General features: G+C 72.1%; 21 protein-coding genes. 13 read left to right on the top strand and 8 right to left on the bottom strand.

The genetic code is table 11. The features are described from left to right. Positions 1-36: 36 nt before the first annotated feature. The 3 genes from ABFX51_RS11450 to ABFX51_RS11440 are packed head-to-tail and all read left to right on the top strand — an operon-like array spanning position 37 to position 3,355. Positions 37-1,101 carry a polyprenyl synthetase family protein gene (locus tag ABFX51_RS11450; protein WP_346053708.1) on the top strand — a complete coding sequence of 355 codons (1,065 nt, stop codon included), beginning with the start codon at positions 37-39 and terminating at the stop codon, positions 1,099-1,101. Continuing rightward, on the top strand, positions 1,102-2,556 hold the full coding sequence (gene crtI, locus ABFX51_RS11445; RefSeq protein ID WP_346053707.1) for a phytoene desaturase family protein: 1,455 nt from the start codon (positions 1,102-1,104) through the stop codon (positions 2,554-2,556). A 10-nt stretch (positions 2,557-2,566) separates the two neighbouring features. Then, positions 2,567-3,355, top strand: coding sequence for an LLM class F420-dependent oxidoreductase (locus ABFX51_RS11440; RefSeq protein WP_091512748.1), 789 nt, complete (start codon positions 2,567-2,569; stop codon positions 3,353-3,355). Here ABFX51_RS11440 and ABFX51_RS11435 read toward each other — a convergent pair. Then, the gene (locus ABFX51_RS11435) at positions 3,327-3,851 is read right to left on the bottom strand and encodes a CGNR zinc finger domain-containing protein (RefSeq protein ID WP_346053706.1); all 525 of its coding nucleotides are present in this window, start codon (positions 3,849-3,851) and stop codon (positions 3,327-3,329) included. The genes ABFX51_RS11440 and ABFX51_RS11435 overlap by 29 nt on opposite strands. 23 nt (positions 3,852-3,874) lie before the next feature. On the opposite strand from ABFX51_RS11435, the gene ABFX51_RS11430 reads away from it, so the two are divergent. Next, positions 3,875-5,014: an MFS transporter gene (locus tag ABFX51_RS11430; RefSeq protein WP_346053705.1), complete on the top strand. Its 1,140-nt coding sequence runs from the start codon at positions 3,875-3,877 to the stop codon at positions 5,012-5,014. Here ABFX51_RS11430 and ABFX51_RS11425 read toward each other — a convergent pair. After that, on the bottom strand, positions 4,983-5,351 hold the full coding sequence (locus ABFX51_RS11425; RefSeq protein ID WP_091512742.1) for an Rv2175c family DNA-binding protein: 369 nt from the start codon (positions 5,349-5,351) through the stop codon (positions 4,983-4,985). The genes ABFX51_RS11430 and ABFX51_RS11425 overlap by 32 nt on opposite strands. Positions 5,352-5,462: 111 nt before the next feature. On the opposite strand from ABFX51_RS11425, the gene pknB reads away from it, so the two are divergent. The 4 genes from pknB to ABFX51_RS11405 all read left to right on the top strand — a co-directional run bounded on the left by pknB (position 5,463) and on the right by ABFX51_RS11405 (position 9,894). Further along, positions 5,463-7,418: a Stk1 family PASTA domain-containing Ser/Thr kinase gene (gene pknB / locus ABFX51_RS11420; RefSeq protein ID WP_346053704.1), complete on the top strand. Its 1,956-nt coding sequence runs from the start codon at positions 5,463-5,465 to the stop codon at positions 7,416-7,418. Positions 7,419-7,602: 184 nt separating this feature from the next. Beyond that, positions 7,603-8,910 carry a wax ester/triacylglycerol synthase family O-acyltransferase gene (locus ABFX51_RS11415; RefSeq protein WP_346053703.1) on the top strand — a complete coding sequence of 436 codons (1,308 nt, stop codon included), beginning with the start codon at positions 7,603-7,605 and terminating at the stop codon, positions 8,908-8,910. Positions 8,911-8,946: 36 nt separating this feature from the next. Next, complete coding sequence (locus tag ABFX51_RS11410) at positions 8,947-9,510, top strand: 2'-5' RNA ligase family protein (protein WP_346053702.1); 564 nt, start codon at positions 8,947-8,949, stop codon at positions 9,508-9,510. 12 nt (positions 9,511-9,522) lie between these two features. Next, the gene (locus tag ABFX51_RS11405; protein WP_091512731.1) at positions 9,523-9,894 is read left to right on the top strand and encodes a VOC family protein; all 372 of its coding nucleotides are present in this window, start codon (positions 9,523-9,525) and stop codon (positions 9,892-9,894) included. Between the two features lie 4 nt (positions 9,895-9,898). Here the strand turns inward: ABFX51_RS11405 and ABFX51_RS11400 are convergent, their stop codons facing one another. The 4 genes from ABFX51_RS11400 to gltB all read right to left on the bottom strand — a co-directional run bounded on the left by ABFX51_RS11400 (position 9,899) and on the right by gltB (position 19,959). Beyond that, positions 9,899-11,290, bottom strand: coding sequence for a class II 3-deoxy-7-phosphoheptulonate synthase (locus tag ABFX51_RS11400; protein ID WP_177228874.1), 1,392 nt, complete (start codon positions 11,288-11,290; stop codon positions 9,899-9,901). 288 nt (positions 11,291-11,578) lie between these two features. Continuing rightward, positions 11,579-13,732: an MMPL family transporter gene (locus ABFX51_RS11395; RefSeq protein WP_346053701.1), complete on the bottom strand. Its 2,154-nt coding sequence runs from the start codon at positions 13,730-13,732 to the stop codon at positions 11,579-11,581. Between the two features lie 157 nt (positions 13,733-13,889). Further along, a complete protein-coding gene (locus ABFX51_RS11390; RefSeq protein WP_346053700.1) occupies positions 13,890-15,395 on the bottom strand; it encodes a glutamate synthase subunit beta in 1,506 nt (501 codons plus the stop codon). Next, positions 15,388-19,959, bottom strand: a complete 4,572-nt coding sequence (gltB, locus tag ABFX51_RS11385) for a glutamate synthase large subunit (protein ID WP_346053699.1) — start codon at positions 19,957-19,959, stop codon at positions 15,388-15,390. The genes ABFX51_RS11390 and gltB overlap by 8 nt, the downstream gene beginning before the upstream one ends. 428 nt (positions 19,960-20,387) lie before the next feature. Between gltB and ABFX51_RS11380 the strand changes: the two genes are divergently transcribed. From ABFX51_RS11380 to ABFX51_RS11370, 3 genes are read left to right on the top strand one after another with little or no spacing between them, the layout of a single operon-like run. Beyond that, complete coding sequence (locus ABFX51_RS11380; RefSeq protein WP_346053698.1) at positions 20,388-21,305, top strand: ABC transporter substrate-binding protein; 918 nt, start codon at positions 20,388-20,390, stop codon at positions 21,303-21,305. Beyond that, positions 21,292-22,317 (top strand): FecCD family ABC transporter permease, encoded by a 1,026-nt coding sequence (locus tag ABFX51_RS11375; RefSeq protein WP_346053697.1) that lies wholly within the window; start codon positions 21,292-21,294, stop codon positions 22,315-22,317. The genes ABFX51_RS11380 and ABFX51_RS11375 overlap by 14 nt, the downstream gene beginning before the upstream one ends. Continuing rightward, on the top strand, positions 22,314-23,090 hold the full coding sequence (locus ABFX51_RS11370) for an ABC transporter ATP-binding protein (protein ID WP_091512721.1): 777 nt from the start codon (positions 22,314-22,316) through the stop codon (positions 23,088-23,090). The genes ABFX51_RS11375 and ABFX51_RS11370 overlap by 4 nt, the downstream gene beginning before the upstream one ends. Before the next feature lie 3 nt (positions 23,091-23,093). On the opposite strand, the gene ABFX51_RS11365 is transcribed toward ABFX51_RS11370, so the two are convergent. Continuing rightward, positions 23,094-23,828: an SDR family oxidoreductase gene (locus ABFX51_RS11365; protein ID WP_091516179.1), complete on the bottom strand. Its 735-nt coding sequence runs from the start codon at positions 23,826-23,828 to the stop codon at positions 23,094-23,096. 50 nt (positions 23,829-23,878) lie between these two features. Here ABFX51_RS11365 and ABFX51_RS11360 point away from each other — a divergent pair, with 50 nt between their 5' ends. Together ABFX51_RS11360 and ABFX51_RS11355 are read left to right on the top strand one after the other, a co-directional pair. Beyond that, the gene (locus ABFX51_RS11360; RefSeq protein ID WP_091516178.1) at positions 23,879-24,472 is read left to right on the top strand and encodes a TetR/AcrR family transcriptional regulator; all 594 of its coding nucleotides are present in this window, start codon (positions 23,879-23,881) and stop codon (positions 24,470-24,472) included. Positions 24,473-24,492: 20 nt separating this feature from the next. Beyond that, positions 24,493-25,281, top strand: coding sequence for an SDR family oxidoreductase (locus ABFX51_RS11355; RefSeq protein WP_346053696.1), 789 nt, complete (start codon positions 24,493-24,495; stop codon positions 25,279-25,281). On the opposite strand, the gene ABFX51_RS11350 is transcribed toward ABFX51_RS11355, so the two are convergent. Continuing rightward, entirely contained in the window at positions 25,278-25,886 is a 609-nt protein-coding gene (locus ABFX51_RS11350) for a TetR/AcrR family transcriptional regulator C-terminal domain-containing protein (RefSeq protein WP_346053695.1), read from the bottom strand. The two genes, ABFX51_RS11355 and ABFX51_RS11350, sit on opposite strands and share 4 nt — an antisense overlap. Positions 25,887-25,911: the final 25 nt, after the last annotated feature.

Raw genomic sequence — 25,911 nt, 5'->3', positions numbered from 1 at the left:
GCGGCGAAAGTGCCCCCCAGGCACGACCATAGGGGCATGGACTACGACGCCGACCTGCCGGGCAACGTGGAGCGCGTGCTGACCCGGTTCCTCCGCGAAGCCGGTGAGGACATCGTGGGGGCGGAGCCGGTGTTCGCCTCCGGCGTCGACGCGCTCACGGAGTTCGTGCTGCGCGGCGGGAAGCGTCTCCGTCCGACGTTCGCGTGGTGGGCCTGGCGCGGTACCGGCGGCGGTACGGCGGACGCCGACGGCGTGCTGCAGGCCGTCGCGAGCCTGGAACTCGTGCAGGCGTGCGCGCTGATCCACGACGACCTCATCGACTCCTCCGGCTCCCGGCGCGGCAGGCCCACCGTGCACGTGGCGTTCGCGGACCTGCACACCTCCCAGCAGTGGGCGGGCACCGCGGCCGGGTTCGGGCTCGCCGCCGCGGTGCTGGTCGGCGACCTCGCGCTGGCGTGGGCCGACGACATGTTCGGCGCGTCCCCGCTCCCGCCCGCGACGCTCGACGCCGCGCGCCCGGTGTGGCGCGCGATGCGCACGGAAGTGCTGGCAGGGCAGTACCTCGACGTGCACACGCAGGTCACCGGTGACGCCTCGCCCGAGGCCGCGTTGCGCGTCAGCCGCCTCAAGACCGCGGCGTACACAGTGGAACGGCCGCTGCACCTCGGTGCCGCGCTGGCGGGCGCGGGGGACGCGCAGGTCGCCGCGCTGCGGCGGTTCGGCCGCGACCTCGGCATCGCCTTCCAGCTGCGTGACGACCTGCTCGGGGTGTTCGGCGACCCGTCGGTCACGGGCAAACCGGCGGGGGACGACCTCCGCGAGGGCAAGCGAACCCTGCTCATCGCGCTCGGCCTGCGGCGGGCGGACCCGCCGAGGGCCGACGTGATCACCCACGCGCTGGGCAACCCGCTGCTGTCCGAAAAGGACATCGACGACGTGCGCGCGGTGCTGCGCGAGGTGGGTGCGGTGCCCGCGGTGGAGGAGCGGATCGAGCACCTGACCGGCGCGGCGCTCCACGCGCTCGACGAGGCCGGCCTGACCGAACCCGCCGCGGCCGCGCTCGCGGACCTGGCGGCCAGGGCGACGCAGAGGACGTTCTAGATGCGCGGGGACCACGTGGTCGTGATCGGAGCCGGGCTGGCCGGGCTGTCCGCGGCGCTGCACCTGCTCGGCGCGGGCCGGCGCGTCACGCTGCTGGAGCGGGACGACCGGCCGGGCGGGCGCGTGAGCGGCCAGGAGTACGACGGGTACACGGCCGACACGGGCGCCACGGTGCTGACCATGCCGGAGCTGCTTGACGAAGCCCTCGCGGCCGCGGGCCAGCCGAACCCGCTGCGCCTGGTGCGGCTCGATCCCGCCTACCGCGCGCGGTTCGCCGACGGCAGCTCGCTGGCCGTGCGCACCGATGGTGACGCGATGGAGGCGGAGATCCGCGAGTTCGCGGGGCCGCGGGAGGCCGACGGCTACCGCAGGCTGCGCCGGTGGTTCACCGAGCTGTACGAGGTCGAAAAGGACCGGTTCATCGGCGCGAACTTCGATTCCCCGCTGGACCTCGCACGCCCGGAGATGCTGAAACTGCTGGCGCTGGGCGGTTTCGGGCGGCTCGGGCCCCGCATCGGCCGGTTCCTGGCCGACGACCGGCTGCGCCGGGTGTTCTCGTTCCAGTCGCTCTACGCCGGGCTCGACCCGCGCACCGCGCTCGCCGCGTACGGCGTCATCCCGTACATGGACACGATCGCCGGGGTGTACTACCCGCTCGGCGGGATGGGCCGCGTCGGGCAGGTGCTCGCGGACGCGGCGGAGCGCGCCGGGGCGGACGTGCGGTTCAAGACCGAAGCCGCTTGGCTGGAAAGGGTTTCCTCGCGGGTGCGGGCGGTGCGCACGCGCGCGGGCGAGCGGATCCCTTGTGACGCCGTGGTACTGGCGACCGAGCTGACGACCGCGTACCGCCTGCTGGGCACGCGCCCGAAGCGCCCGCTGCCGTTGCGGTACTCGCCCTCCGCCGTCGTGCTGCACGGCAGCACGCGCCGCAGCTGGCCGGAACTGGACCACCACACGATCTTCTTCGGCGGCGCGTGGTCGCGGACGTTCGCGGAGATCATCCGCGAGGGACGGCTGATGTCGGACCCGTCGCTGCTGGTGACCCGCCCGACCGCGACCGATCCCACGCTCGCCGCCGACGGTCAGGTCGTGTCGGTGCTCGCCCCGGCGCCGAACCTGCGGACCGGCCGGATCGACTGGCCCCGCGTCGGTCCGGCGTACCGGCAGGAGCTGCTGCGCGTGCTGACGCATCGCGGGCTCACGGGTTTCGAGGACGAGTACCGGGTCGCGGAGGTCGTCACGCCCCAGACGTGGGCGGAGCGCGGCCTGGCGGCGGGCACCCCGTTCTCGCTCGCGCACACGTTCGCCCAGACGGGTCCCTTCCGGCCGGGAAACCTGGTGCGGGGCCTGGAAAACGTCGTGCTGGCCGGCTGCGGGACGACACCGGGCGTCGGCATCCCGCCGGTGTTGATCTCGGGCCGCCTCGCGGCGGCGAGGATCACCGGCGCCGCTTAGGGTTGGCGGTATGAGTTCCGCTTCGACCAGGCCCGTGCGCGTGGGCCTGCAACTGCAGCCCGAGCACGCCGACTACCGCACGATCCGCGAGACCGCCGCCAGGGCGGAGGACCTCGGGGTCGACGTGCTCTTCAACTGGGACCACTTCTTCCCTCTGCACGGCGATCCCGACGGGCAGCACTTCGAGTGCTGGACGATGCTCGCCGCCTGGGCGGAACAGACGTCACGCGTCGAGATCGGCGCGCTGGTGACGTGCAACAGCTACCGCAACCCCGAGCTGCTGGCCGACATGGCGCGGACCGTGGACCACATCAGCGGCGGCAGGCTCGTCCTCGGTCTCGGCGCCGGGTGGTTCGAAAAGGACTACACCGAGTACGGCTACGAGTTCGGCACCGCGGGCTCGCGGCTGGCGGACCTCGCGGAAGCGTTGCCCCGCATCGAAAACCGCCTCGGGAAGCTGAACCCCGCGCCCACGCGGGACATCCCGGTGCTCATCGGCGGCGGCGGGGAGAAGAAGACGCTGAAGCTCGTCGCGCGGCACGCGGACATCTGGCACGGCTTCGGTGACGCCGACGTGATCGAGCGCAAGGTCGGGATCCTGCGGCAGCACTGCGCGGACGTGGGCCGCGACCCGGCGGAGATCGAGATCTCGACCGGTGTCACGGCCGAACCGGACGAGGTGGGCCCGCGGCTGCGCGAGCGTGGCGTCTCGTTGTTCATCGCCGAGGCGAACGGCCCGGACTACGACCTGACGCTGCTGGAAAGGTGGCTCAAGTGGCGGGACGCCCAGAACTCCTGACCCGGTGCGCGGCGACCCGCTCCCTGGTCGCGCACCGCGCCGAGCAGTAGCGGCGCGGGCCGCCGCGCCCGCTGTCCACAAAGGACCTCCCGCACCCCGCCGCGGCGCACACCCCGCCCGGCGGCGCCTGGCGCTGCGCCAGTGCCACGGCCAGCGCCAGGCACGACGACGTCAGCAGCCACTCCCCCCACGGCGCGTCGTCGCTCGAATCGACGTGCAGGTGCCAGCCCGAGGTGCCGCCGTGCGTGGTGAGCCGCGGCGGGCGGGCGTGCCGGGCCAGCGCCGCGTTCAGCCGTGCCGCGGCCTGGTCCACGTCCTCTGCCGCGAAGATCTCCCGCAGCACGAACGCCGCTTCACGCAGTTCGCGCACGTCGGCCTCGGTCAGCTCGACCGGCTCCGGTTCACCGTGCGCCCGCAGGACGTCGGCCACCTCGGCTGGTGACGGCTCCGCCGGCACCAGCAGGTTCACCAGATCCGCGGCTCGCTGCAGTTCCACCGCCGCAGTGTAACGTGCTTTGTGTGCTAGGCCGTTACCTGACAGGGGCCGCGCTCGCGCGGACGGGCGACGAGCTGTCCGGACCGGCGGTCCTGCTGCTGGGGATCTCCGTCACGGGTACGCCGGGGGCCGCGTCCGCGCTGTTGACCGGGCTCACCGCGTCCTCGGCGCTCGGCGGGCCGGTGTTCGGCGCGTTCCTCGACCGCGTGGCACGGCCCGGCCTGCTGCTGGCCGCGACGCTCGCCTGGTACGCGCTGGGGCTGGCGCTGGTGCTGCTCGCGCTCGGCCACCTGCCGCTGCCTGCCGTCGTCGCGCTCGCGGTGGTCACCGGGCTCGGCAACCCGGCGGTCTCCGGCGGCTGGACCTCCCAGCTGCCCGCCGCACCGGGCGGCCTGCCCCGCGCGACCGCGCTGGACGCGGCGACGTTCAACGTCGCGAGCCTGGCCGGGCCCGCGCTGGCGGCCGTCGTCGCGGACCGGTTCGGTGCGGCGACGGCGGTCGCGGTCGCCGCCGCGATGGTGGCACTGGCCCTGCCCGCCGCGTGGTCGCTGCCCGCGCGGCGCACCAGTCGCGGGAGGGCGCACTGGACCGCCGGGCTGACCGTGCTCTTCCGGCGCCGGGCACTCCTGCGCGCCACGCTCACCTCGACGATCTCCTACGCCGGCCTGGGCATGGTGGTGGTCTGCTACCCGCTGGTCGGCGCGAGCCGTCTCGGCGGGGCGAGCCGGGGCGCACTGCTGCTCGCCGTCGTCGCGGGCGCCGCGCTGCTGACCGACGCCGTGCTCGCCCGGCGGCCGTGGCGCGGGCGGCCGGACACGCTCGTGTTCGCCAGCACGGTCGTCCTGGCCGCGAGCGCCGCGGGGACCGCGCTGGGCGGGCCCGTCGTGCTCGTCCTGTCCGCCGTGCTCGCCGGTCTCGCCGAAGGACCGCAGCTGACCGCGTTGTTCGCCGTGCGGCACCGGGAAGCACCGGAACACCTGCGGGCGCAGGTCTTCACAACCGGGGTGAGCGTGAAGATCACCGGGTTCGCCGCGGGCACGGCACTCGGCGGCGCGCTGGCGGGCTCACCACCCGCCTGCCTGCTCGCGGCCGCCGCGGTGCAGCTGGCCGCGGCGGCGGCCTACGCGGCCGTCAGAACGCCATCGCCTGTGCGCGGCGCTTGACCTCGGTCCCGTGGTTGGTGCGCAGGGCGTTGATCGGCGTGGTGCCGGGCAGCGACTCGTCCTCCGAGTACAGCCACCGCAGCATCTCCGTGCGGCTGAACCCGGCGTCCGCGAGCACCGTCAGCAGCCCGCTCAGCCCCTTGACCGGCGCGTTCCCGGCGATGCAGTCGGCGGGCACGCGCAGTTCGCCGTCCCTGCGCACGGCGAGCAGCTGCCCGTCCCGCAGCAGCTGCCGCACCTTGTTCACGGACAGTCCCAGCGCTTCGCTGACCTGCGCCAGCGAGAGCACGGCGACGTCCGGCCCGAGCACGTCATCAGCGACTGGAATCGCACTCACAGCTGACACTGTGCCATATCGGGTATCACCCAGCGCAATATCGCATCCCGGGCGTGACGAAACCTCAATCCTCCCCTCGCCCCGGCCTGGGGAGTCCGTACGATCGCGTGCGTGACAACCACCGACACCGGCCTGGCCGGGACGCTCCTCGAACGGCGTTACCGGGTCGACTCCCCGATCGCCAGGGGCGGGATGTCGTCGGTGTACCGGGGTGCCGACACCCGGCTCGATCGGCCGGTGGCGATCAAGATCATGGACCCCCGGTTCGCCGACGACCGGTCCTTCGTCGAGCGGTTCGAACGCGAAGCCCGCTCCGCCGCCCGCCTGCACCACCCCAACGTGGTCACCGTGCACGACCAGGGCTTCGACGGGGACCACGTGTTCCTCGTGATGGAGCTCGTCGACGGCGGCACGCTGCGCGACCTGCTGGACGAGCGCGGCCGGCTGGAGGTGCCGCTGGCGATCGCCGTCGCCGAGCAGATGCTCGCCGCGCTCGCCGCCGCGCACCAGGCGGGGCTGGTGCACCGCGACGTCAAGCCCGAGAACGTCCTGATCGGCCGCACCGGCACCCCGCCGACGGGGGTCGTGAAGGTCGCCGACTTCGGTCTCGTCCGCGCCGTCGCGAGCGCCGGGACGACCAGCTCCAGCGTCATCCTCGGCACCGTCGCCTACCTCGCGCCGGAGCAGGTCACCACGGGCCTCGCCGGGGAGCGCGGCGACGTGTACTCGGCCGGCATCGTGCTGTACGAGATGCTCACCGGCCAGGCGCCCTACAGCGGGGACACCGCGATTTCGGTGGCGTACCGGCACGTGAACGACGACGTGCCCGCGCCCAGCACCGTCGTCCCCGGCCTGCCGCCCGCGCTGGACGACCTCGTGCTGCGCGCCACCCGCCGCGACCCCGAGGCCCGGCCCGCCGACGCCGGGGCCTTCCTGCACGAGCTGCGCCGGATCAGGGCCTCGCTCGGCATCGGCCCGGTCGCCATCCCGGTGCCCGGTGACCAGCCCGCTCCGTTGCCGGATGCGGAACGCACCGTCCCCGCCTTCGCCCCCGTGGGGAGAACTTCGCCGATCACCGGGCCGCAGGGCACGCGTGCGATGCCCCGCGCCGCGGCACCCGTCCACCACACGCCGCCGCCCGTTCCGCCGTCCGGAGCAACGGAATCCGGCGGAAATCGGCGGACCGCGCTGATCTGGTCCATCGCCGCGGCCGCGCTGCTGTTGATCGTGGCCGGGCTCTGGTTCGTCGCGCAGGGGCCGACGGGCAAGAGCAGCACGGCCATCCCGCAGGTCGCGGGGCTGGACCGGGCGAGCGCCGAGAAGACGCTGACCGACGCCGGGTTCACCCCGAAGTTCACCCAGCAGCGCAACAACACGATCGCCGCCGGGCTCGTCGTGCGCACCGACCCGGCCGCGGGCTCCGGCGCCGCGAAGGGCAGCGAAGTCACCGTCGTGCTGTCCTCCGGCCGCCCGACCGTGCCCGACATCAGCACGAACACGTCCCTCACGCAGGCCGAAGCCGCCATCATCGCCGCCGAGCTGGTGCCCCAGCACGACGCGAACGCCGACCAGTTCAGCACCACGGTCGTCAGCGGGAACGTCATCAGCGTGAACCCGCAGCCCGGCACGCAGCTCGACGTGAACGCGCCGGTGACGATCATCGTGTCGAAGGGCCCGCCGCCGCAGCCGGTGCCCAACGTCGTGGGGCTGTCGCGCGACCAGGCGTTCCAGCGGCTGCAGGCGGCCGGGTTCGAGCCGTTCGACGCGGGGCAGGAGGCCTCCGACGACGTGCCGGCCGGCGCGGTGACGAGGACCAGCCCTCCGGCGAACAGCCAGCTCACCGACAACAAGCGGGTGGGTGTGTTCACCAACAACGCGGTCGAGGTGCCGTCGGTGGTGGGCAGGCCGATCCAGGACGCGGTGGAGGCCCTGCAGCAGGCCGGCCTCCAGGCCGACCTCAAGGGCGGGGGCCGCAACCGCGGCTTCGGTTTCGTGGTGCAGCAGCACCCGGACGCCGGTGACCTGGTGAAGCAGGGCAGCAAGGTGGAACTGCGCACGTTCCCGTAACTCGATCGGTTCTGCCGGCGAACCTTTTCCGGTGCCACGAAGATCCACTGTGGACGGTGCATCCTCCTTTCGAGTGAGGGATGTTGGTGTTAGCGCCACGGAAACACGACGACTACCCTCTCGTCATGTCCGTGGGCTGCAGTGGTGGCCCCACATCCGGAGCAATCCCACAGAAGGGTCGCCTATGGCCGGCCGTCAGCTCAGCGGGCTCGATGTCGCCTTTCTCTGCCTAGACGGGGAAAAGTCCCCGATGCACATGGGAGCGGTGGCGGTGTTCGCCCCCGCCCGCACGATCGCACCGGACCGGCTGGCGGCACTGCTCGCGGACCGGGCGGCGAAGCTCCCGCGGCTGCGCGAACGGGTGACACCGTCGCTGCTGCCACCCGGGAGCGCGTACTGGAGCGAGGACCCGCGGTTCGACGCGAGGCGCCACGTGCAGGTGCGCGAACTGGACGGCCGGTGCACCGAGGACGCGCTGGCCGAGCACGCGGCGCACTGGCTGGAGGAACCCCTCGACCTGCGCCGCCCGCCGTGGCAGCTGCGGCTCGTCACCGGCCTGCCCGGCGGCCGGTTCGCGCTGCTGGTGAAGCTGCACCACGCGTTCACCGACGGGGCGGGCGCGTTCGCCGTCGCCGCCGGGCTGCTGGACGAGCTGCCCGTGACCGCCACCCTGCTCGCCGCCACCGGGCGCCCGGCGCCGCCGAGGTCACCGTTGACGCTGCTGAAGGACACGATCGGCGAGGCGGGCGAGAACCTGGGCATCGCGTCGGCCGTCCTGCGGGCGGCGCGGCCGTACCCGGTGTCGCCGCTGGCCGCGCCCGAGTCGGCCACTCGGCGGCTGGGCCTCGTGCGGCTGGACCTTGCCGACTTCCGCACCATCCGCGCGGCGCACGGCGGCACGGCCAACGACGTGCTGCTCGCGGTGCTCGCGGGTGCGCTGCGCCGGTGGCTGGCCGACCAGGGGCGCCGTCCGACCATCCGCCCGCTGCGTGCGCTCGTCCCGGTCAGCACCCGCGGCCGGGACGGTGGCACGGCGGGGAACCAGCTGTCCGGTTACCTGTGCGAGCTGCCGGTGCACCTGGAGGACCCGGTGGAGCGGCTGCACGCGGTCCGCCGGTCGATGAACCGGAACAAGGCCGCGGGCCCGCTGGCGGGTGCGGGCGCGGTGCCCGTGCTGGCCGGCCGCCTCCCGGCACCGGTGCACCGCCTGGCCACGCGGTTCGCCGGGCAGGCCGCGGGGTTGCTGTTCGACACGGTGGTGACGAACGTGCCGCTGCCCAAGCTCGACCTCACGCTCGACGGCGCGCCGCTGCGCGAGGTGTACCCGCTGGTGCCGCTCGCGTCGCGGCACGCGGTGGGCATCGCGGCGGCGTTGTTCGGCGAGTCCGTCCACATCGGACTCCAGGCGAACGGAGCCGCCGTGGCGGACACCGGGTCCCTGCGGGACGCGGTGCTGAAGTCGGCCGCGGAGTTGTGCGAGAGGTCGCTCTGACGTTTTCGTGACCTTGGTGGGGCAGAATCTGCAGGCATGCCGGTCCCCACTGCCGCTTGGCTTTCGCGCGCCACGAGGAGCGCGCTCATCGTCCCGGTGCCCGAGACCGAGCGGCTCGTCAGCACGCACCGGCGCAGCCTGGCCGACGCGCACCCGTCGTCGGTGCCCGCCCACGTGACCGTGCTCTACCCCTTCGTCCACCCGAGCCGCATCGACGCGGCGACGCTCGACGTGCTGGCGGCGACGCTGGGCGCGATGACCGCGTTCGACTGCGCGTTCACCGAGGTCCGCTGGTTCGACGACGACGTGGTGTGGTTGCAGCCCAAGCCGGACGAGCACTTCCGCGCGCTCACCGCGGCGGTCTGCAAGCGCTTTCCGGCGCACCTGCCCTACGCGGGCGAGCACCCGGACACGGTGCCGCACCTGACGGTGGCCGACGGCCGCAGCGGCGACACCGCGGGCAAGCGCCGCATCGCCACGGACATCGTCGCGGACCTGCCGGTGCACGCCCGCATCGACCGCGTCCGCCTCGTCGCGGGCGAGGACGAGCACGGCCCGTGGCGCACGATCACGGAGTTCCGCCTGTCCGGACGGGTGTGAGAGCATCCAGCGATGCTGCGACTGGGCACCACCGTCCTCGGCGTCGACGACCTGCCGCGCGCCCTCGCCTTCTGGCGGCAGGCGCTGGGCTTCGTCCCGCGTGACGGCGAACCGGAGCCCGGCGCCCGGTTCGCCGTGCTGGTGCCGCCCGAGGGCGGCCCGGGGCTCGCGCTGGGCGTGAGCGAGTCACCCGTGCAGGACCACCCGCGCGTGCACCTGGACCTCTACGCCGGGAACGCGGCCGAACAGGCCGCCGAGGTCGAGCGGCTGGTGTCGCTCGGGGCGCGGCGCGTCGACTGGGACAGCTACCCCGAGGACCCGGACTTCATCGTGCTCGCCGACACCGAGGGCAACCTCTTCTGCGTCATCGACACCAGCCGCTGACGCCTCAGCCGCGGAGCATCTCCGCGACCAGGAACGCCAGCTCGAGCGACTGCTGGGTGTTCAGCCGCGGGTCGCAGGCCGTCTCGTAGCGGCCGGCGAGGTCGGTGTCGGAGATCTCCTGCGCACCGCCCAGGCACTCGGTGACGTCCTCGCCGGTCAGCTCGACGTGGATGCCACCGGGGTAGCTGCCCAGCTTGTGGTGCACCTCGAAGAAGCCCTGCACCTCGTCGATGATGCGGTCGAAGTGCCGCGTCTTGTAGCCGGTGGACGACTCGTGCGTGTTGCCGTGCATCGGGTCGCACTGCCAGATGACCTTGTGCCCGGTGGCCTCGACCTTCTCCACGATCGCGGGCAGCACCTCCCGCACCTTGCCGTTGCCCATGCGCGCGATGAGCGTCAGGCGGCCTGCCTCGTTGCGCGGGTCGAGCCGCTCGACGTACTCGACCGCCTGCTCGGGGGTGGTCGTCGGGCCGATCTTGACGCCGATCGGGTTGGCCAGCAGCTCCGCGAACGCGATGTGCGCCCCGTCGAGCTGGCGCGTGCGCTCCCCGATCCACAGGAAGTGCGAGGACAGGTTGTACAGCTTCGGGTTCGCGGCGTCGGCGTTGTCCAGCCGCAGCAGGGCGCGCTCGTAGTCCAGCAGCAGCGCCTCGTGGCTGGCGAAGATCTCCGTGGAGTGCAGGGAGGTGTCGGTCACCCCGCACGCCGACATGAACCGCAGGCCGCGGTCGATCTCCCCGGCCAGCGCCTCGTACCGCTCACCGGCGGGCGAGGTGCGGACGAAGTCCTTGTTCCAGTCGTGGACCTTGGTCAGGTCGGCGAGCCCGGACGCGGTCAGCGCGCGCACCAGGTTCATCGCCGCGCCCGCGTTGGCGTACGCGCGGATCATCCGGCCCGGGTCCGGCACCCGCAGCTCGGGCTTGGCGACCAGCGAGTTCACGATGTCGCCGCGGTAGACCGGCAGGCCCAGCGCGTCGGTGGCGTTGGACCGCGGCTTGGCGTACTGCCCGGCGATGCGGCCGACCTTCACGACGGGCAGGCTGGCGCCGTAGGTGAGCACGACGGCCATCTGCAGCAGCGTGCGCAGGTTCGCCCGGATGTGCGGCTCGGTGTTGGACTCGAACGTCTCCGCGCAGTCGCCGCCCTGGAGCAGGAACGCCTCGCCGCGCGCGACCATCGCGAGCCGCTCCCGCAGCCGGTCGATCTCGACCGGCACCGTGATCGGCGGCACGCTCTCCAGCACGGCACGCACCCGCCGCGTGGCGTCCGGGTCGGGCCACTCCGGCTGCTGCGCGGCCGGGCGGGACAGCGCGTCGTCGAGGCGTTCGCGCAGCTCGGGCGGGAGCGGGGGCAGTTCGGGAAGGGTGTCGACGGGGACGTCCACGGTCCAGTTCACGACACCCAGGATATTCGCCCGCTCCCGCCCCGGTCAGCCGCGTCCGGTGTACACCGGCTCACGCGGCTCGGCCGGTGCCTCCGCGCCCGGCGGATCGGGCACGGCGACCGGCAGCCGGCCGGGTCGTTCACGAACTGGGGGTGGGCGTCCGCCCGGGATCGGTCCACCATCAGACGTCCGCCGGCATCGCGGCAGCGAGATCCGCCGCCGAGTCCGGTCGCGATGTTGTGCCACGTCGTCGCGTGGGCCGTGATCTGGTCCGGGTCACCGGGGAGGCGGCTGGGCGGATCAACCCAGTCCGCTGTGGACCGGCTCACGCGGCTCGGCCGGTGCCTCCGCGCGGTCGCCGTGGCCGGGCCACCAGGCGGCCCTGCCGACGAGCGCCGTGAGGCTCGGCACGAAGAACATCGCCATCACGAACGCGGCCACGAGGATGCCGAACGCCAGCGCGAAGCCCATCTCGGCGAGCAGGGCGTTGCCCGCGAGCATCAGCGCGCCCAGCGAGCCGGCCAGGATGACGCCGGCCGCCGCGATCGTGGGCCCGGTGTGCCGGATGGCCAGCGCCGCCGCCTCCCGGGGCGACTTGCCGGCCTTCGCCTCCTCACGCAGCCGCGCCATCATCAGGATGTTGTAGTCCGTGCCGAGCGCCACCACGAACATGTAGATGATCAGCGGGATCATGAAGATCAGCCCGGACTCGCCGACGATGCCCTGGAACAGCCACGTCGTCGCGCCCAGCGTGGCCGCGAAGCCCAGCCCGACCGAGGCCATCACGTACCACGGCGACACGACGCTGCGCAGCATCAGCCCCAGCACGAGCATGATCAGCACCGCCGCCACCGGGAACACCACCCGGTAGTCGCGGTTCATCGTGGCCTGGATGTCCACGTACACGGCCGTGACGCCGCCGACGAGCGCCTTGGTACCGGACGGCGCGGACGCGTGCGCGGTGTCCCGCAGCGGGCCCGACACGGTGCCGATCGCGGCGTCGGAGGCCGGGTCCGCCGTGAGGGTGACCGAGTAGTTCGCCGTCAGGCCGTCCTTGCTCAGCTGCGGCTGCCCGACCTGCCCCACACCGGGCACGCCCTTGAGGTCGTTACCGAACCCGGCGAGCGAAGCCTGGTTCAGCGGGGCGCCGTTCTCGCTGTGCACGTACACGTTGGTCGGCGATGTGGCGCCCGGCGGCAGGCCTTTCTCCAGCGACTTCATCGCGACCTGCGATTCGGCGGTGTCGGGCATCGAGCCGGACGCGAGGTCGAACGTCGGGTTGAAGTTCACCAGCCCGATCGCCAGCGCCACCATGACCACGCCGGACACGGCCGCGAACAACGCGGGCCGGCGCCCCACCGCACGGCCGACCGCGGCGAACCGCGCGGCTTCCGGTTCCCGGCGCCACGCCTTGGACGGCCAGAACACCTTGGTGCCCAGCAGCGAAACCACGGCGGGCACCAGCGTGAGCCCGGCCAGCAGTGTCACGGCGACGGCGATCGCGAGCGAGGGACCCATCGAGCGGAAGAACCCGAACGACGACAGCGCCATCGTGAGGAACGCGATGACGACAACCGCGGCCGCCGACGTGATCGCCTCGCCGACGCGGCTGACCGCCGTCACCATCGCCTGCTTCGGTTCGTCCCCGGCCCGCAGCCGTTCGCGGTAGCGGAACATCAGGAACAGGATGTAGTCGGTGCCGACGCCGAACAACACGACGATGAGGATCGACGAGATGGAGCTGTCGGCCTGCATCCCGAACAGCTTCACGATCCAGCTGATGAGCCCGTTCGCGACCTGCGAGACGACGCCGATGAGCACGATCGGCAGCAACGCGATGATCGGGCTGCGGAAGATCACCAGCAGCAGCACGAGGATCAGCAACACGGTCGCGATACCGACGATGGCGTCCGAGTCGCTCGACGACTCCTGCGAATCCAGTTGCTGCGCAACGGTTCCCGTCGTGCCCGCCTTGAGGTCGCTGCCCGCGACGAGCGTCTGCAGCTCGGTGCGCAACGCCTTCGCCGACTTCGTCAGCTCCTGCGCGTTGGGGCCGGACACCTGAGGCATCTTCACCGCGGACAGCTGCACGAGGTTGTTGGGCGAAGGCTGCGCGGGTAGCACGGCCTCGACGTCGGGCAGGTGCTTGTTGCCGAGATCGGTGACGACCTGGTTGACCTTCGCCGAGTCCTGTGTGGACAGTGCCGCGCCGTCGGCGCGCTCGAACACGATGATCATGGACGGGGTGAAGGCGCTGGGAAAAGCCTGCTGCCCCAGGGTCGCCGCCTGGATCGACTCGTAGTCCCGTGGCAGCGCGTCGCTCTCGTCGGTGCTCTTCGGCAACGCCGGCGCCGTCGCGATCACGACGACCGCCAGCAGCACCCACGCGCCGATCACCCACCACGGCCGGTGCACGACCAGCCGCCCGAGTCTCGCGAACACCCCTTTGTCCATTTTCACCCCTGAGAAGACGCCCCTGTGAATGACGCCAGTGAACCGGCGTTCCCGACGCGCCGCCACGTGTGCGCGCTCACTGCTGAGAGTTCGCTGAGACAAAAGAAACGGGCACCCGGCGCCAGTGCCGGGTGCCCGTCGGATCGGGGGGTGCGCGTTAGACGACCGCGAGCGGCAGCGCCGTGGGATGGACGGGTGCGGGGAGGTCCGAGGCGCCCGTCAGGTACGCGTCGACGGCGTTCGCCACCGAGCGGCCCTCCGCGATCGCCCACACGACCAGGGAAGCGCCGCGGTGGGCGTCACCGCAGACGAAGACGCCGGGGGCGTCGGTCTGCCAGTCCGCGCCACACGTGATGCGGCCCTGCCGGTTCAGCTCGATGCCCAGGTCGTCCAGCAGGCGCATCTCCTCGACACCCTCGAAACCGATCGCCAGCAGCACCAGGTCCGCCGGGATCTCCTCGACCTCGTCGCTCACCGGGAGGACCTGCCGCCGCCCCGACTCGTCGCGCGAGACGCGCACCTTCTGCAGCTCGATCGCCCGCACGTGCCCGTTCTCGTCGCCCACGAACCGCTTCACGGCGACCCCGAACAGGCGCTCGCCGCCCTCCTCGTGCGCCGGGTAGGTGCGCAGGATGTACGGCCAGGTCGGCCACGGCGAACGCTCGTCGTCACGCGTGGCCGGCGGCATCGGGTACTGGTCCAGCTGCGTCACCGACAACGCGCCCTGCCGGGTCGCGGTGCCGTAGCAGTCGGCGCCCGTGTCGCCACCGCCGATGACGATGACGTGCTTGCCCTTGGCGTCGATCTCCGGCGGCCCGTCGCCCTCGCACTGCTTGTTCGCCTGCACGAGGTGCTCCATCGCGAGGTGGACACCCTTGAGCTCGCGCCCCGGCTTCGTCGTGTCGTCACGGCCGCGCAGCGCGCCGACCGCCAGCACCACCGCGTCGTGCCGGGCCCGCAGCTCCTCGACCGTCAGGTCCACGCCGACCTCGCAGCCGGTGACGAACTTCGTGCCCTCCTTGCGCAACTGCGCGAGACGGCGGTCGAGGTGCTTCTTCTCCATCTTGAACTCGGGGATGCCGTAACGCAGCAGCCCGCCGAGCCGGTCGTCCCGCTCGTACACGGTCACCTCGTGCCCGGCGCGCGTCAGCTGCTGCGCCGCCGCGAGACCCGCCGGCCCGGAACCGACGACCGCGACCCGCTGCCCCGAGGACACCTCGGCGACCTGCGGCTCCACGATGCCCATTTCCCAGGACTGGTCGGCGATCGTCGCCTCGACCTGCTTGATCGCGACGGGCCCGCCCGACAGCGGCGAGATCGACAGCGTGCAGCCCGCCTCGCACGGCGCGGGGCACAGCTTCCCGGTGAACTCGGGGAAGTTGTTGGTCGCGTGCAGCCGGTCGCTCGCCGCGGCCCAGTGGCCCTGGCGCACGAGGTCGTTCCACTCCGGGATCAGGTTGCCCAGCGGGCAGCCGGAACTGCCGGAGTGGCAGAACGGGATGCCGCAGTCCATGCAGCGCGTCGCCTGCGTGCGCACCTTCTTGTTGCGCTCCTCCGAGGAGGTGTACGCGTAGACCTCGCGCCAGTCCTGCACGCGCTCGTCACGCGGGCGCTTCTTCGGCTCCTCGCGCTCGAACTTGAGAAAACCGCGGGGGTCAGCCATTAGCAGCCTCCATCACTGCCTCGTCGACGTCGCGCCCCGTTGCCTTCGCCGTCTTCATCGCCTGCAGCACGCGCGCGTAGTCACGCGGCATGACCTTCGTGAACGACGCCGACCGCCGTGGCCAGTCGCCGAGCAGTGACGCGGCGACGGTCGAGCGGGTCAGCTCGTGGTGCCGCGTCACGATTTCCTTGAGCCAGCTCAGGTCCTCCGGCTCCAGCGGGAGCAGGTCGACCATCTCGTCGTTGACCCGCGCGTGGTCGAGGTCCAGCACGTAGGCGATCCCGCCCGACATGCCGGCCGCGACGTTCCGCCCCGTCGGCCCGAGCACCACGGCCCGCCCGCCGGTCATGTACTCGAACGCGTGGTCCCCCACGCCCTCGGCCACGACCGTGGCACCGGAGTTGCGGACGCAGAACCGCTCGCCGACCTGGCCACGCAGGAACATCTCGCCGCCGGTCGCGCCGTAGGCGAGCGTGTTGCCCGCGATTACCTGCCGCTCCGCGGCGAACGTCGCGTCCGGGTGCGGGCGCACGATGATCCGCCCGCCCGACAGTCCCTTGCCGACGTAGTCGTTGGCGTCGCCGACCATCTCCAGCGTCACGCCCCGCGGCAGGAACGCGCCGAGCGACTGCCCGGCCGACCCCAGGAGCCGCACGTGGATCGTGCCGTCGGGCAGGCCTTCACCGCCGTAGCGGCGGGTGATCTCCGACCCGAGCAGCGTGCCGACCGTCCGGTTCACGTTGCGCACCGGCAGTTCCAGGCGCACCGGGTGCGCGTCCTCCAGCGCCGCCTCGGCGAGCTGGATGAGCGTGCGGTCCAGCGCGTGCTCCAGGCCGTGGTCCTGCTCGCGGACCTTGCGCCGCGCCCCGCCGTACGGGGTCTCGGTCGGGACCTCGAAGATCGGCTTCAGGTCGAGGCCCTTGGCCTTCCAGTGCTCCACGGCCTCGTCGACGTCGAGCACGTCGGCCCGGCCGATCGCCTCGTCGAGCGTGCGGAAGCCCAGCGCGGCAAGGGTTTCCCGCACTTCCTGCGCCACGAACCGGAAGTAGTTCACCACGTGCTCGGCCTGCCCGGTGTACCGCTTGCGCAGGTCCGGGTTCTGCGTCGCGACACCGACCGGACAGGTGTCCAGGTGGCACACGCGCATCATGATGCAGCCCGCGACGATGAGCGGCGCGGTCGCGAAGCCGTACTCCTCGGCCCCGAGCAGCGCCGCGACCACCACGTCGCGCCCGGTCTTCATCGCGCCGTCCACCTGCACTGTGATCCGGTCACGCAGGCCGTTGAGCATCAGCGTCTGCTGCGTCTCGGCCAGCCCGATCTCCCACGGCGTGCCCGCGTGCTTGAGCGAGTTCATCGGGGAGGCACCGGTACCGCCGTCGTGCCCGGAGATCAGCACGACGTCCGCGTGGGCCTTCGACACACCGGCCGCGACCGTGCCGACGCCGAGCGAGGACACCAGCTTCACGTGGATGCGGGCCTTCTCGTTGGCGTTCTTCAGGTCGTGGATCAGCTGTGCCAGGTCCTCGATGGAGTAGATGTCGTGGTGCGGCGGCGGCGAGATGAGGCCGACGCCCGGCGTCGAATGCCGGGTGCGCGCGATCCACGGGTACACCTTGTTCGGCGGCAGCTGGCCGCCCTCGCCGGGCTTCGCGCCCTGCGCCATCTTGATCTGGATGTCGTCGGCGTTGACGAGGTACTCGCTCGTCACACCGAACCGTCCACTCGCGACCTGCTTGATCGCGCTGCGGCGCTCCGGGTCGTACAGGCGCTCGGGGTCCTCGCCACCCTCACCGGTGTTGGACCGGCCGCCGATGCGGTTCATCGCGATCGCGAGCGTCTGGTGCGCCTCGGCCGAGATCGAGCCGTACGACATGGCACCGGTGTTGAAGCGCTTGCAGATCGACTCGATCGACTCGACCTCGTCGATGGGGACCGGTTCACGCTCGCCCTGCTTGAACTTGAACATCCCGCGCAGCGCGCCACCCTCGCGGGCGAGGCGGTGCACCTCCTCGGTGTACGCGCGGTACGCCTCGTCGCGCCGGGTCTTCGACGCGTGCTGCAGCAGGAACACCGTCTCCGGCGTGAACAGGTGCAGCTCGCCCTCGCGGCGGTAGGCGTACTCGCCGCCGGTGTCCAGCCTGCGGTGCACGCGGTCGGTCGGGTTGTCCGGGTACGCGCGGCGGTGCCGCATCGCGACCTCTTCGGCCAGCACGTCCAGCCCGACGCCGCCGAGCTTCGACACGGTGCCGGTGAAGTACTCGTCCAGCACGTCCTGCGACAGGCCGAGGCACTCGAACACCTGCGCCGCCGTGTAGGCGGACACCGTCGAGATGCCCATCTTGGACATGATCTTCTGCACGCCCTTGACGAGCGCCTTGACGTAGTTGCGCACGGCCTGCCGCGGCTCGATGCCGGTGAGCATGCCCTGGTTGATCAGGTCCTCGATGGTCTCGAACGCCAGGTAGGGGTTCACCGCCGCCGCGCCGTAACCGAGCAGCAGCGCGATGTGGTGCACCTCGCGGGCGTCACCGGACTCCACGACGAGCGCGACGCGCAGCCGCTCCTTGGTGCGCACCAGGTGGTGGTGCACCGCGGAGACCAGCAGCAGCGACGGGATCGGCGCCATCCGGTGGTCGGAGTCGCGGTCGGACAGCACGAGCGTGCGGGCACCGGCCGCGATCGCCTCGGACGCCTCGCGGCGCACGCGCTCGATCGCCTCCGCCAGCGCCTTGCCGCCACCGTCCACTTCGAACAGTCCGGAAAGGACGGTGCAGGCGAAGCCCGGCAGGTCGCCGTCGTCGTTGATGTGGATGAGCTTGGCGAGCTCGTCGTTGTCGATGACCGGGTACGGCAGCTCGATGTGCCGGCACGACGCCGGTCCCGGGTCGAGCAGGTTGCGCTCGGGGCCCATGATCCGGCTCATGGACGTGACCAGCTCCTCGCGGATCGCGTCCAGCGGCGGGTTGGTCACCTGCGCGAAGTTCTGCTTGAAGTAGTCGTAGAGCTGGCGGGATCGCTTGGACAGCACGGCGGGCGGGGTGTCGGTGCCCATCGAGCCGATCGGCTCCGCACCCTTCTGCGCCATCGGCGCGAGCAGGATCTTCAGCTCCTCCTCGGTGTAGCCGAAGGAAAGCTGGCGCCGCAGCACCGAATCATGGCTCTGCGTCACGTGGTCGCGGTCGGGCAGGTCGGCCAGCTGCAGCAGGCCCGCGTGCACCCACTCGCCGTACGGCTGCTGGCGCGCGAGCGCGGACTTGATCTCGTCGTCGGCGACAAGCTTGCCCTCGCCGGTGTCCACGAGGAACATCCGGCCCGGCTTGAGCCGTCCCTTCGCGACCACCTTGTCCGGCGGTACGTCCAGGACACCGGCCTCGCTGGCCAGCACCACGCGGTCGTCCGCGGTGCGCCACCAGCGCGCGGGACGCAGCCCGTTGCGGTCCAGCACCGCGCCGACGAGCGTGCCGTCGGTGAAGGTGACGCACGCAGGGCCGTCCCACGGCTCCATCAGGTTCGAGTGGAACTGGTAGAACGCGCGGCGCTCCGGGTCCATCGTCGCGTGGTTCTCCCACGCCTCCGGGATCATCATCAGCACCGCGTGCGGCAGGCTGCGGCCGCCCAGGTGCAGCAGCTCCAGCACCTCGTCGAAGGACGCGGAGTCCGAGGCCTCCGGCGAGCAGATCGGGTACAGGCGCGAAAGGTCGCCGGGGATCAGGTCGGACTCCAGCAGCGCCTCACGGGCCCGCATGCGGTTGCGGTTGCCGCGGACGGTGTTGATCTCACCGTTGTGCGCGACGTAGCGGAAGGGGTGCGCCAGCGGCCACGACGGGAAGGTGTTGGTGGAGAACCGGCTGTGCACCAAGGCGATCGCGGATGTGAGCCGCTCGTCACGCAGGTCGGCGAAGAACGCCGGCAGCTGCTCCGGCGTCACCATTCCCTTGTACACCAGCGTTCGCGCCGACAGCGACGGGAAGTACGTGCCGCACTCCGCGACCACGCTCTCGTGCTCCACGCGCTTGCGCAGGCAGAACGCGAGCCGGTCCAGGTCGATCCCGGCGGGACGGACACCGTCGGCGTCCGCCTTGCCCGCCACGAAGAGCATCGAGAAGTGCGGCATCACCGAGCGCGCGGTCGGCCCGATGTCCGCGGCGTCCGCGTCGGCCGGCACTTCGCGCCAGCCGAGCACGTCCAGGCCCTCCTCCTCGGCCAGCCGCTCGATCAGCGACACGGCCTTGGCCCGCTGCTCCACCTCCGCGGGCAGGAACGCGATCCCCGCCGCGTACCGGTGCCGCCCCTGGACATCCGGCTCGGGCAGGGCGAAACCGGTCACCTCGCGCAGCAGCCCGTCCGGCAGCTGCACCAGGATCCCGGCACCGTCACCCGAGGTCGGCTCTGCCCCCGCGGCGCCGCGGTGGTCGAGGTTCATCAACGCCGTCAAGCCGTCGGTGACGATGCTGTGCGAACTCCGCCCGCGGATGTCGGCCACCATGGCGACACCGCAGGAGTCCTGTTCCATGGCCGGGTCGTACAGACCCTGCTTGCCCGGGTTGGCGGAGAAGATCATGCGGGGACCTCCTTCGTCGTCGTCGTGCTCAGTTCGGAAAGTTCCCCCGGTCCTGCTGTGCTCGGGACGACGATGGCCCGCTGATTAGCGCGACCTTAACACCCAGGAAACACGACAGCACCCTCTCGCAGAGGAGATTTTCTTCTCGGAGAGGTAACGATCTGGCTGCGGCGAACGACTTCGTTCTTGATGCGCTCGTTCCGGGGAGGAGCGGCTCCAGGGTAGGTCACGCGGATCCCGTCAAGATTACGTGAGCATTGCCGGAACCGGCCAGTTCTCGCGGTGGTAGCGTTCCTCACGCTGGTCAGCGGCTTGCCGACCAGGGACGCGCGGAAGGCGACAACGCGCGGGGTGATCACTTCGACACGCTGTGTCCGGTCCGGCCGGGTCCGCCTGCCGCGCACCAACCCCCGCTTGACAGAGGTCCCATGACGCGCAGGTTCCCGCTACTGCTCGTGCTGTTGCTCGTACTCTCCGCTTGCGCTTCGCACCCGCAGGACGAGGCGTCGAACGCCGCACCCGACACCGAGGCGAGCTTCCCGGTGACGATCGGCCAGGTGACCATCCCGGCCCGGCCCACCCGGATCGTGTCGCTGTCCCCGTCCGCGACCGAAACCCTGTTCGCGCTGGGTGCGGGCCCGCAGGTGGTCGCCGTCGACTCGCAGTCCGACTACCCGGCGCAGGCGCCGCACACGCCGCTTTCCGCGCTCAGCCCCGATCCCGAGGCGATCGCGAGCTACCGGCCCGACCTGGTCGTCGCGTCCGCCGACACGACGGGCCTCGCCGCGGCGCTGGCCAAGACCGGCACGAGGACGCTGGTCATGCCCGACGCGAAGACCCTCGACGAGGCGTACGACGAGTTCGTGCAGCTCGGGCGCGCGACCGGGCACCAGGCCGAGGGCGAGAGCCTGGCCAGGCAGACCCGCGCCGACGTCGACCGGATCGTGGCGGACACGCCGAAACCGGTGCGGCCGTTGAGCTTTTACTACGAGCTGGACCAGACCTACTACAGCGCGACGTCGAAGACCTTCATCGGGCAGGTGCTCGCGCGCTTCGGGCTGACGAACATCGCGGACGGGAACGACCCGTCGATTTCCGGCGGCTATCCCCAGCTTTCTGCAGAACGCATTTTGCAGGCCGACCCGGATCTCGTTTTCCTCGCCGACACGAGGTGCTGCGGGCAGAACGCGCAGACCGTCGGCGCGCGCCCGGGGTGGAACACGCTGACCGCCGTGAAGGAGGGGCACGTGTTCCCGCTCGACGACGACATCGCGTCCCGGTGGAGCCCGCGGGTCGTCGAACTCGTCCGGGCGGTCTCGGCCGCCGTGACCGATGCGGGCAAGTAGGACGCACGTCACCCGGCTGCGCCCGTGGGTCGTGGTCGTCGCGGTCCTCGTCCTGCTGGTGGTCCTCGCGCTCGCGGTCCTCATCGGAGCCGCGGACCTGGGCTGGCGGCGGGTGCTGGGCGAGCTCGTGGCGGAGGTCACGGGCGGGCGTTCTCCGTTGACGGCAAGGGAAGCCGCGATCGTCTGGCAGCTGCGCGTGCCCAGGGTGCTGCTCGCGGGGCTCGTCGGCGCCGCGCTCGCCATGTCGGGCGCGACGTTCCAGGGCGTGTTCCGCAACCCGCTGGCCGACCCGTACCTGCTGGGCGCGGCGGCGGGGGCGGGGATGGCGGCGACGATCGTGGTCGTCGTCATGCCGGACCCCGGCGGCTGGGTGCCGCCCGCCGCGTTCGCGGGCGCGCTCGGCGGTGTGGGGTTGTCGTGGCTGCTCGGCCGTTCCGCCGGGCGGGGCACGGGGACGCTGCTGCTCGCCGGGGTCGCGGTGGGGTCGTTCCTGTCCGCGGTGCAGACGTTCGCGCAGCAGCTCAACACGGAGACGATCCGGCAGGTGTACACGTGGCTGCTGGGCGGGCTGAACGTCAGCGGCTGGCGGGAGGTGCTCATCGCGCTGCCGTACATCGCGGTGGCGGCGGTGATCCTGTGCGTTTCGGCGCGCCTGCTCGACGTGCTGTCCCTCGGCGACGCGGAAGCGGAATCGCTCGGCGTCCACCCCGCGCGCGTCCGGCTGCTGCTGCTCGCGGCGGCCTCGCTGGCGACGGCGGCGGCGGTGTCGGTGAGCGGGCTGATCGGGTTCGTCGGCATCGTGGTGCCCCACGTGGTGCGGCTGCTCGCCGGGGCCAGTTACCGCGTGGTGGTCCCGCTTTCGCTGCTGGGCGGGGCGGTGTTCCTGATCGCGGCGGACCAGGTGGCGCGCACGATCATGCCGGGCGAGCTGCCGCTGGGCGTGGTGACCGCGTTCGCCGGGGCGCCGTTCTTCGTGGCGGTGCTGCGTTCTTCGCGGGGGAAGGTGTCATGACCGCGCTACGGCTGGAAAAGGTGTCCGCGGGGTACGAACGGGATCCGGTCGTGCGTGACGTGTCCGTGTCGGTGCGCGGTGGCGGCTGGCTGGCCGTCGTCGGGCCGAACGGCGCCGGGAAGTCGACCCTGCTCAAGGCGATGGCGGGGCTGCTGCCCGGCGCCGGCCGGATCCTCGTCGACGGGCGGCCGGTGCACTCGTTGTCCCGCAAGGAAAAGGCGCGGCAGCTCGGTTACGCGCCACAGGACCCGGTGCTGCCGGACGGGCTGACGGTGACCGACTACGCCCTGCTCGGCCGCACCCCGCACCTGCGCCCGCTCGCGCGCGAGGGTGCGGCCGATCTGTCCGTTGTGGACGAAGTGCTCGCCAGGCTCGACCTGTCCGCGCTGGCGGGGCGCCGCCTCGGCAAGCTGTCCGGCGGTGAACGGCAGCGCGCGGTGCTCGCGCGCGTGCTGGCGCAGCGGGCGGGGCTGCTGCTGCTCGACGAGCCGACGACCGGGCTCGACCTCGGGCACGCGCAGGCGCTGCTGGAGCTGATCGACCGGCTGCGCCGCGAGGACGGCACCACGGTGGTGTCCACATTGCACGATCTGACGTTCGCGGCGCAGTACGCCGACCACGTGCTCCTGCTGTCGGACGGCGCGGTAGTGGCGTCGGGAACACCTGCGGAAGTCCTGACGCCGCAAGCACTCCAGCGCCACTACGGCGCCACGGCGGACGTCCTGACCGCCACCCGGGGCGACCTCGTCGTCGCCCCGGTGCGGCCGGTTTGAGGCTCAGCTCTGCGCCGTCGGGCGCACGACGATCTCGCTCACGTCCACGTCGTCGGGCTGTTCCACCGCGAACGCGACCGCCCGGGCGACGGCGTCCGGGGTGATGCCGATGTCCGCCATGTTCGCGGAGATCTGCGCCCGCACCTCCGGGTCCATCCGCTCGGCGAACTCCGTCGAGATCATGCCCGGCGAGATGGTCGTGACCCGCAGGCTGTCGCCAGCCTCCTGCTGCAGCCCGTCGCACACCGTGCGCACCGCGACCTTCGTCGCCGAGTAGACCGTCTGGACCGGCTTCGTGCGGTACGCCGCCGTCGAGGCGATCGTGACGAACTGGCCCGAGCCCTGCGCGCGGAACACCGGCAGGGCCGCCGCGATGCCGTACAGCACCCCCTTCAGGTTCACGTCGATCATCTCGTCCCAGTCGTCGACGCGCAGTTCGTCGATCAGCGAGATCAGGCCGACACCCGCGTTGTTCACGAACACGTCGAGCCTGCCGAACCGCTCCCGCGCGACCTCCACGAGCCCGGCGAGGTCCTCGCGCCGGGTCACGTCCGTGACCGCGAAGGCCGCCTCCCCGCCGTCGTTCCCGATGCGCTTGGCCACCGCCTCGAGGCGTTCCGCGCGCCGCGCGCCCAGCACGACCTTGGCCCCGCGCTCGGCGAGCAGCACCGCCGTCGCCTCGCCGATCCCGCTGCCGGCACCCGTGATCGCGACGACCTTGCCTTCGATTCCCGTCATCGGGACTCCTTCCGAAAAATGTAAGACCCTTCTTACATTACTCTGGTCGGGTGCCGAAGCGCGAGAGCTACCACCACGGCGACCTCCGGGCCGCGCTCGTCGAAGCGGCGTTGACGCTGATCGCGGAGCGCGGGATCGACGCGTTGTCGGTCGCCGAAGCGGCTCGTCGCACCGGCGTCAGTCCCGGCGCGCCCTACCGGCACTTCCCCACCCGGCTGGCGCTGCTGAAGGCCGCCGCGACCCGGGCGGCGGAGGTGCTCGCCGCCGACCTGCGCGCGTCGGTGCGGGAGACCGCCGACCCGGCGGAAGCGCTTGCGGCGACCGCGGCGGTCTACGTGCGGTTCGTGGTGCGGCACCGCGCCGGGTTCGACCTGATCTTCGCCGAGCAGCTGCGCCCGCTCGCCGATCCCGCGCTCGGCGACGCGGGCCGCGCGGTGATGGACGTCCTGCTGCCGATCGCGCTGGAGCTGACGGGCGACGCGCAGGCGGCACTCGACCTGCTGCAGCAGCACATCGCGGCCGCACACGGGTTCGCGGTACTGCACCTGAGCGGGTTCATGAGCCGCTACTCTCCGGACGTCGACGCCGTGGCCGAGGCGGCGGCGGGGACGAGCCGCGCGCTCGCGACCTCCGCCCGGCGGTAGAACCTGTTACAGTTCCGGCCATGATCCTGGATCGCTTCCGGGTGTCCGGCAAGGTCGCCGTCGTCACCGGGTCCGGGCGCGGCATCGGCGCGGCGGCCGCGGTCGCCCTGGCCGAGGCGGGCGCCGACGTCGTCGTCTCCTCCCGCACCGAGCCGGATCTCACGGCCGTGGCCGAGCGGATCGCCGCCACCGGCCGGAAAGCCCACGTCGTGCCCACGGACCTCAGCGATCCCGCGGCCGCCGCCGGGCTCGCCACCGCCGCCGTAGAGGCGTTCGGGCGGCTGGACATCGTGGTGAACAACGTCGGCGGCACGTACCCGCGGCCGTTGCTGGAAACCACGGCGGAGTTCCTCGAGGAGGCGTTCCGGTTCAACGTCGCCACCGCGCACGCGCTGACGACGGCGGCCGCGCCCGCGATGCTCGAAGCCGGCGGCGGTGCGGTGGTCAACATCTCGTCGAACATGGGCCGCATCGCGGGACGCGGCTTCGCGGCGTACGGCACGGCGAAGGCGGCGCTCGCCCACTACACGCGCCTGGCGGCGTTCGACCTCGCGCCGAAGATCCGCGTGAACGCCATCGCGGTCGGTTCGGTGGCGACGTCCGCGCTCGACCTCGTGACGGGCAACCCGGAGATCCGCGAGCGGATGGAGTCCGCTACGCCGTTGCGCCGCATCGGGGACCCGGAGGACGTCGCCGCGGCGATCCTGTTCCTCGCCTCACCCGCGGGCGCGTACGTCACGGGCAAGGTGCTGGAGGTCGACGGCGGGCTCCAGGCGCCGAACCTCGACCTCGGGCTGCCGGACCTCTAACGCAGGGACCTCAGCCCCGCGAGCAGGATGCCCAGCGCGAACCGGAAATCGTCCTCCGCGGTCGCACCCGCCTCGTGCCGTTCACGCATCCCCCGCACCATCAACGGGAACGGGATCGACGGCAGCACAGCGGCCTCCCCCGCGGGGTCCGGCCGCGCCTGCTCCTCGACGGCCCGGCCGAGCACGAACTGCACGAGCACCCCGGCCACGCGGGTGGCGTCGGCGAGCGAAAACCCCGCTGTGTGCAGGACTTCCACCGTTCGCTCGGCGAACTCCCCGAGCGAACGGGCGACGACCAGGTCCGCACCGAGCGCCACGCGCGCGCCATCGCGATGGCTCAGCAGCGCGCCGCGCAGCGCCGTGGCCGCGTTTTCCACCCACTCGAGCCAGGGCCCGCCGGGCGGCGGCAGCCGGTCGACCACCGGCGCCACCATCGCGTCCGCCAGGTGATCGAGCAGCGCCCGCTTGCTCGCGAAATGCCAGTACAGCGCGGGCGCCTTGACCCCGAGCGCCGTGGCCAGCCGCCGCACGGTGAGCTTGTCCAGCCCCTCCGCCTCCAGCAGGTCCAGTGCGACGCGCACCGCCTTCCGCACGTCGACCGCCACCACGCCTCCTTGACACCTTAACTAG

The sequence above is a fragment of the Amycolatopsis dongchuanensis genome (genome assembly GCF_039542405.1).
GTDB classification, from domain to species: Bacteria; Actinomycetota; Actinomycetes; order Mycobacteriales; family Pseudonocardiaceae; genus Amycolatopsis_E; species Amycolatopsis_E sacchari.
Note: the sequence above shows the minus strand (reverse complement) of the source record. Positions and strands in the feature narration are given on the sequence as shown.

What these genes read in the sequence shown, in the direction of transcription:
- ABFX51_RS11450 (WP_346053708.1), top strand. Translation starts at nt 37, where the DNA reads ATGGACTACGACGCCGACCTGCCGGGCAACGTGGAGCGCGTGCTGACC.
- crtI (WP_346053707.1), top strand. Translation starts at nt 1,102, where the DNA reads ATGCGCGGGGACCACGTGGTCGTGATCGGAGCCGGGCTGGCCGGGCTG.
- ABFX51_RS11440 (WP_091512748.1), top strand. Translation starts at nt 2,567, where the DNA reads ATGAGTTCCGCTTCGACCAGGCCCGTGCGCGTGGGCCTGCAACTGCAG.
- ABFX51_RS11415 (WP_346053703.1), top strand. Translation starts at nt 7,603, where the DNA reads ATGGCCGGCCGTCAGCTCAGCGGGCTCGATGTCGCCTTTCTCTGCCTA.
- ABFX51_RS11410 (WP_346053702.1), top strand. Translation starts at nt 8,947, where the DNA reads ATGCCGGTCCCCACTGCCGCTTGGCTTTCGCGCGCCACGAGGAGCGCG.
- ABFX51_RS11405 (WP_091512731.1), top strand. Translation starts at nt 9,523, where the DNA reads ATGCTGCGACTGGGCACCACCGTCCTCGGCGTCGACGACCTGCCGCGC.
- ABFX51_RS11395 (WP_346053701.1), bottom strand. Translation starts at nt 13,732, where the DNA reads ATGGACAAAGGGGTGTTCGCGAGACTCGGGCGGCTGGTCGTGCACCGG.
- ABFX51_RS11390 (WP_346053700.1), bottom strand. Translation starts at nt 15,395, where the DNA reads ATGGCTGACCCCCGCGGTTTTCTCAAGTTCGAGCGCGAGGAGCCGAAG.
- gltB (WP_346053699.1), bottom strand. Translation starts at nt 19,959, where the DNA reads ATGATCTTCTCCGCCAACCCGGGCAAGCAGGGTCTGTACGACCCGGCC.
- ABFX51_RS11380 (WP_346053698.1), top strand. Translation starts at nt 20,388, where the DNA reads ATGACGCGCAGGTTCCCGCTACTGCTCGTGCTGTTGCTCGTACTCTCC.
- ABFX51_RS11375 (WP_346053697.1), top strand. Translation starts at nt 21,292, where the DNA reads ATGCGGGCAAGTAGGACGCACGTCACCCGGCTGCGCCCGTGGGTCGTG.
- ABFX51_RS11370 (WP_091512721.1), top strand. Translation starts at nt 22,314, where the DNA reads ATGACCGCGCTACGGCTGGAAAAGGTGTCCGCGGGGTACGAACGGGAT.
- ABFX51_RS11365 (WP_091516179.1), bottom strand. Translation starts at nt 23,828, where the DNA reads ATGACGGGAATCGAAGGCAAGGTCGTCGCGATCACGGGTGCCGGCAGC.
- ABFX51_RS11355 (WP_346053696.1), top strand. Translation starts at nt 24,493, where the DNA reads ATGATCCTGGATCGCTTCCGGGTGTCCGGCAAGGTCGCCGTCGTCACC.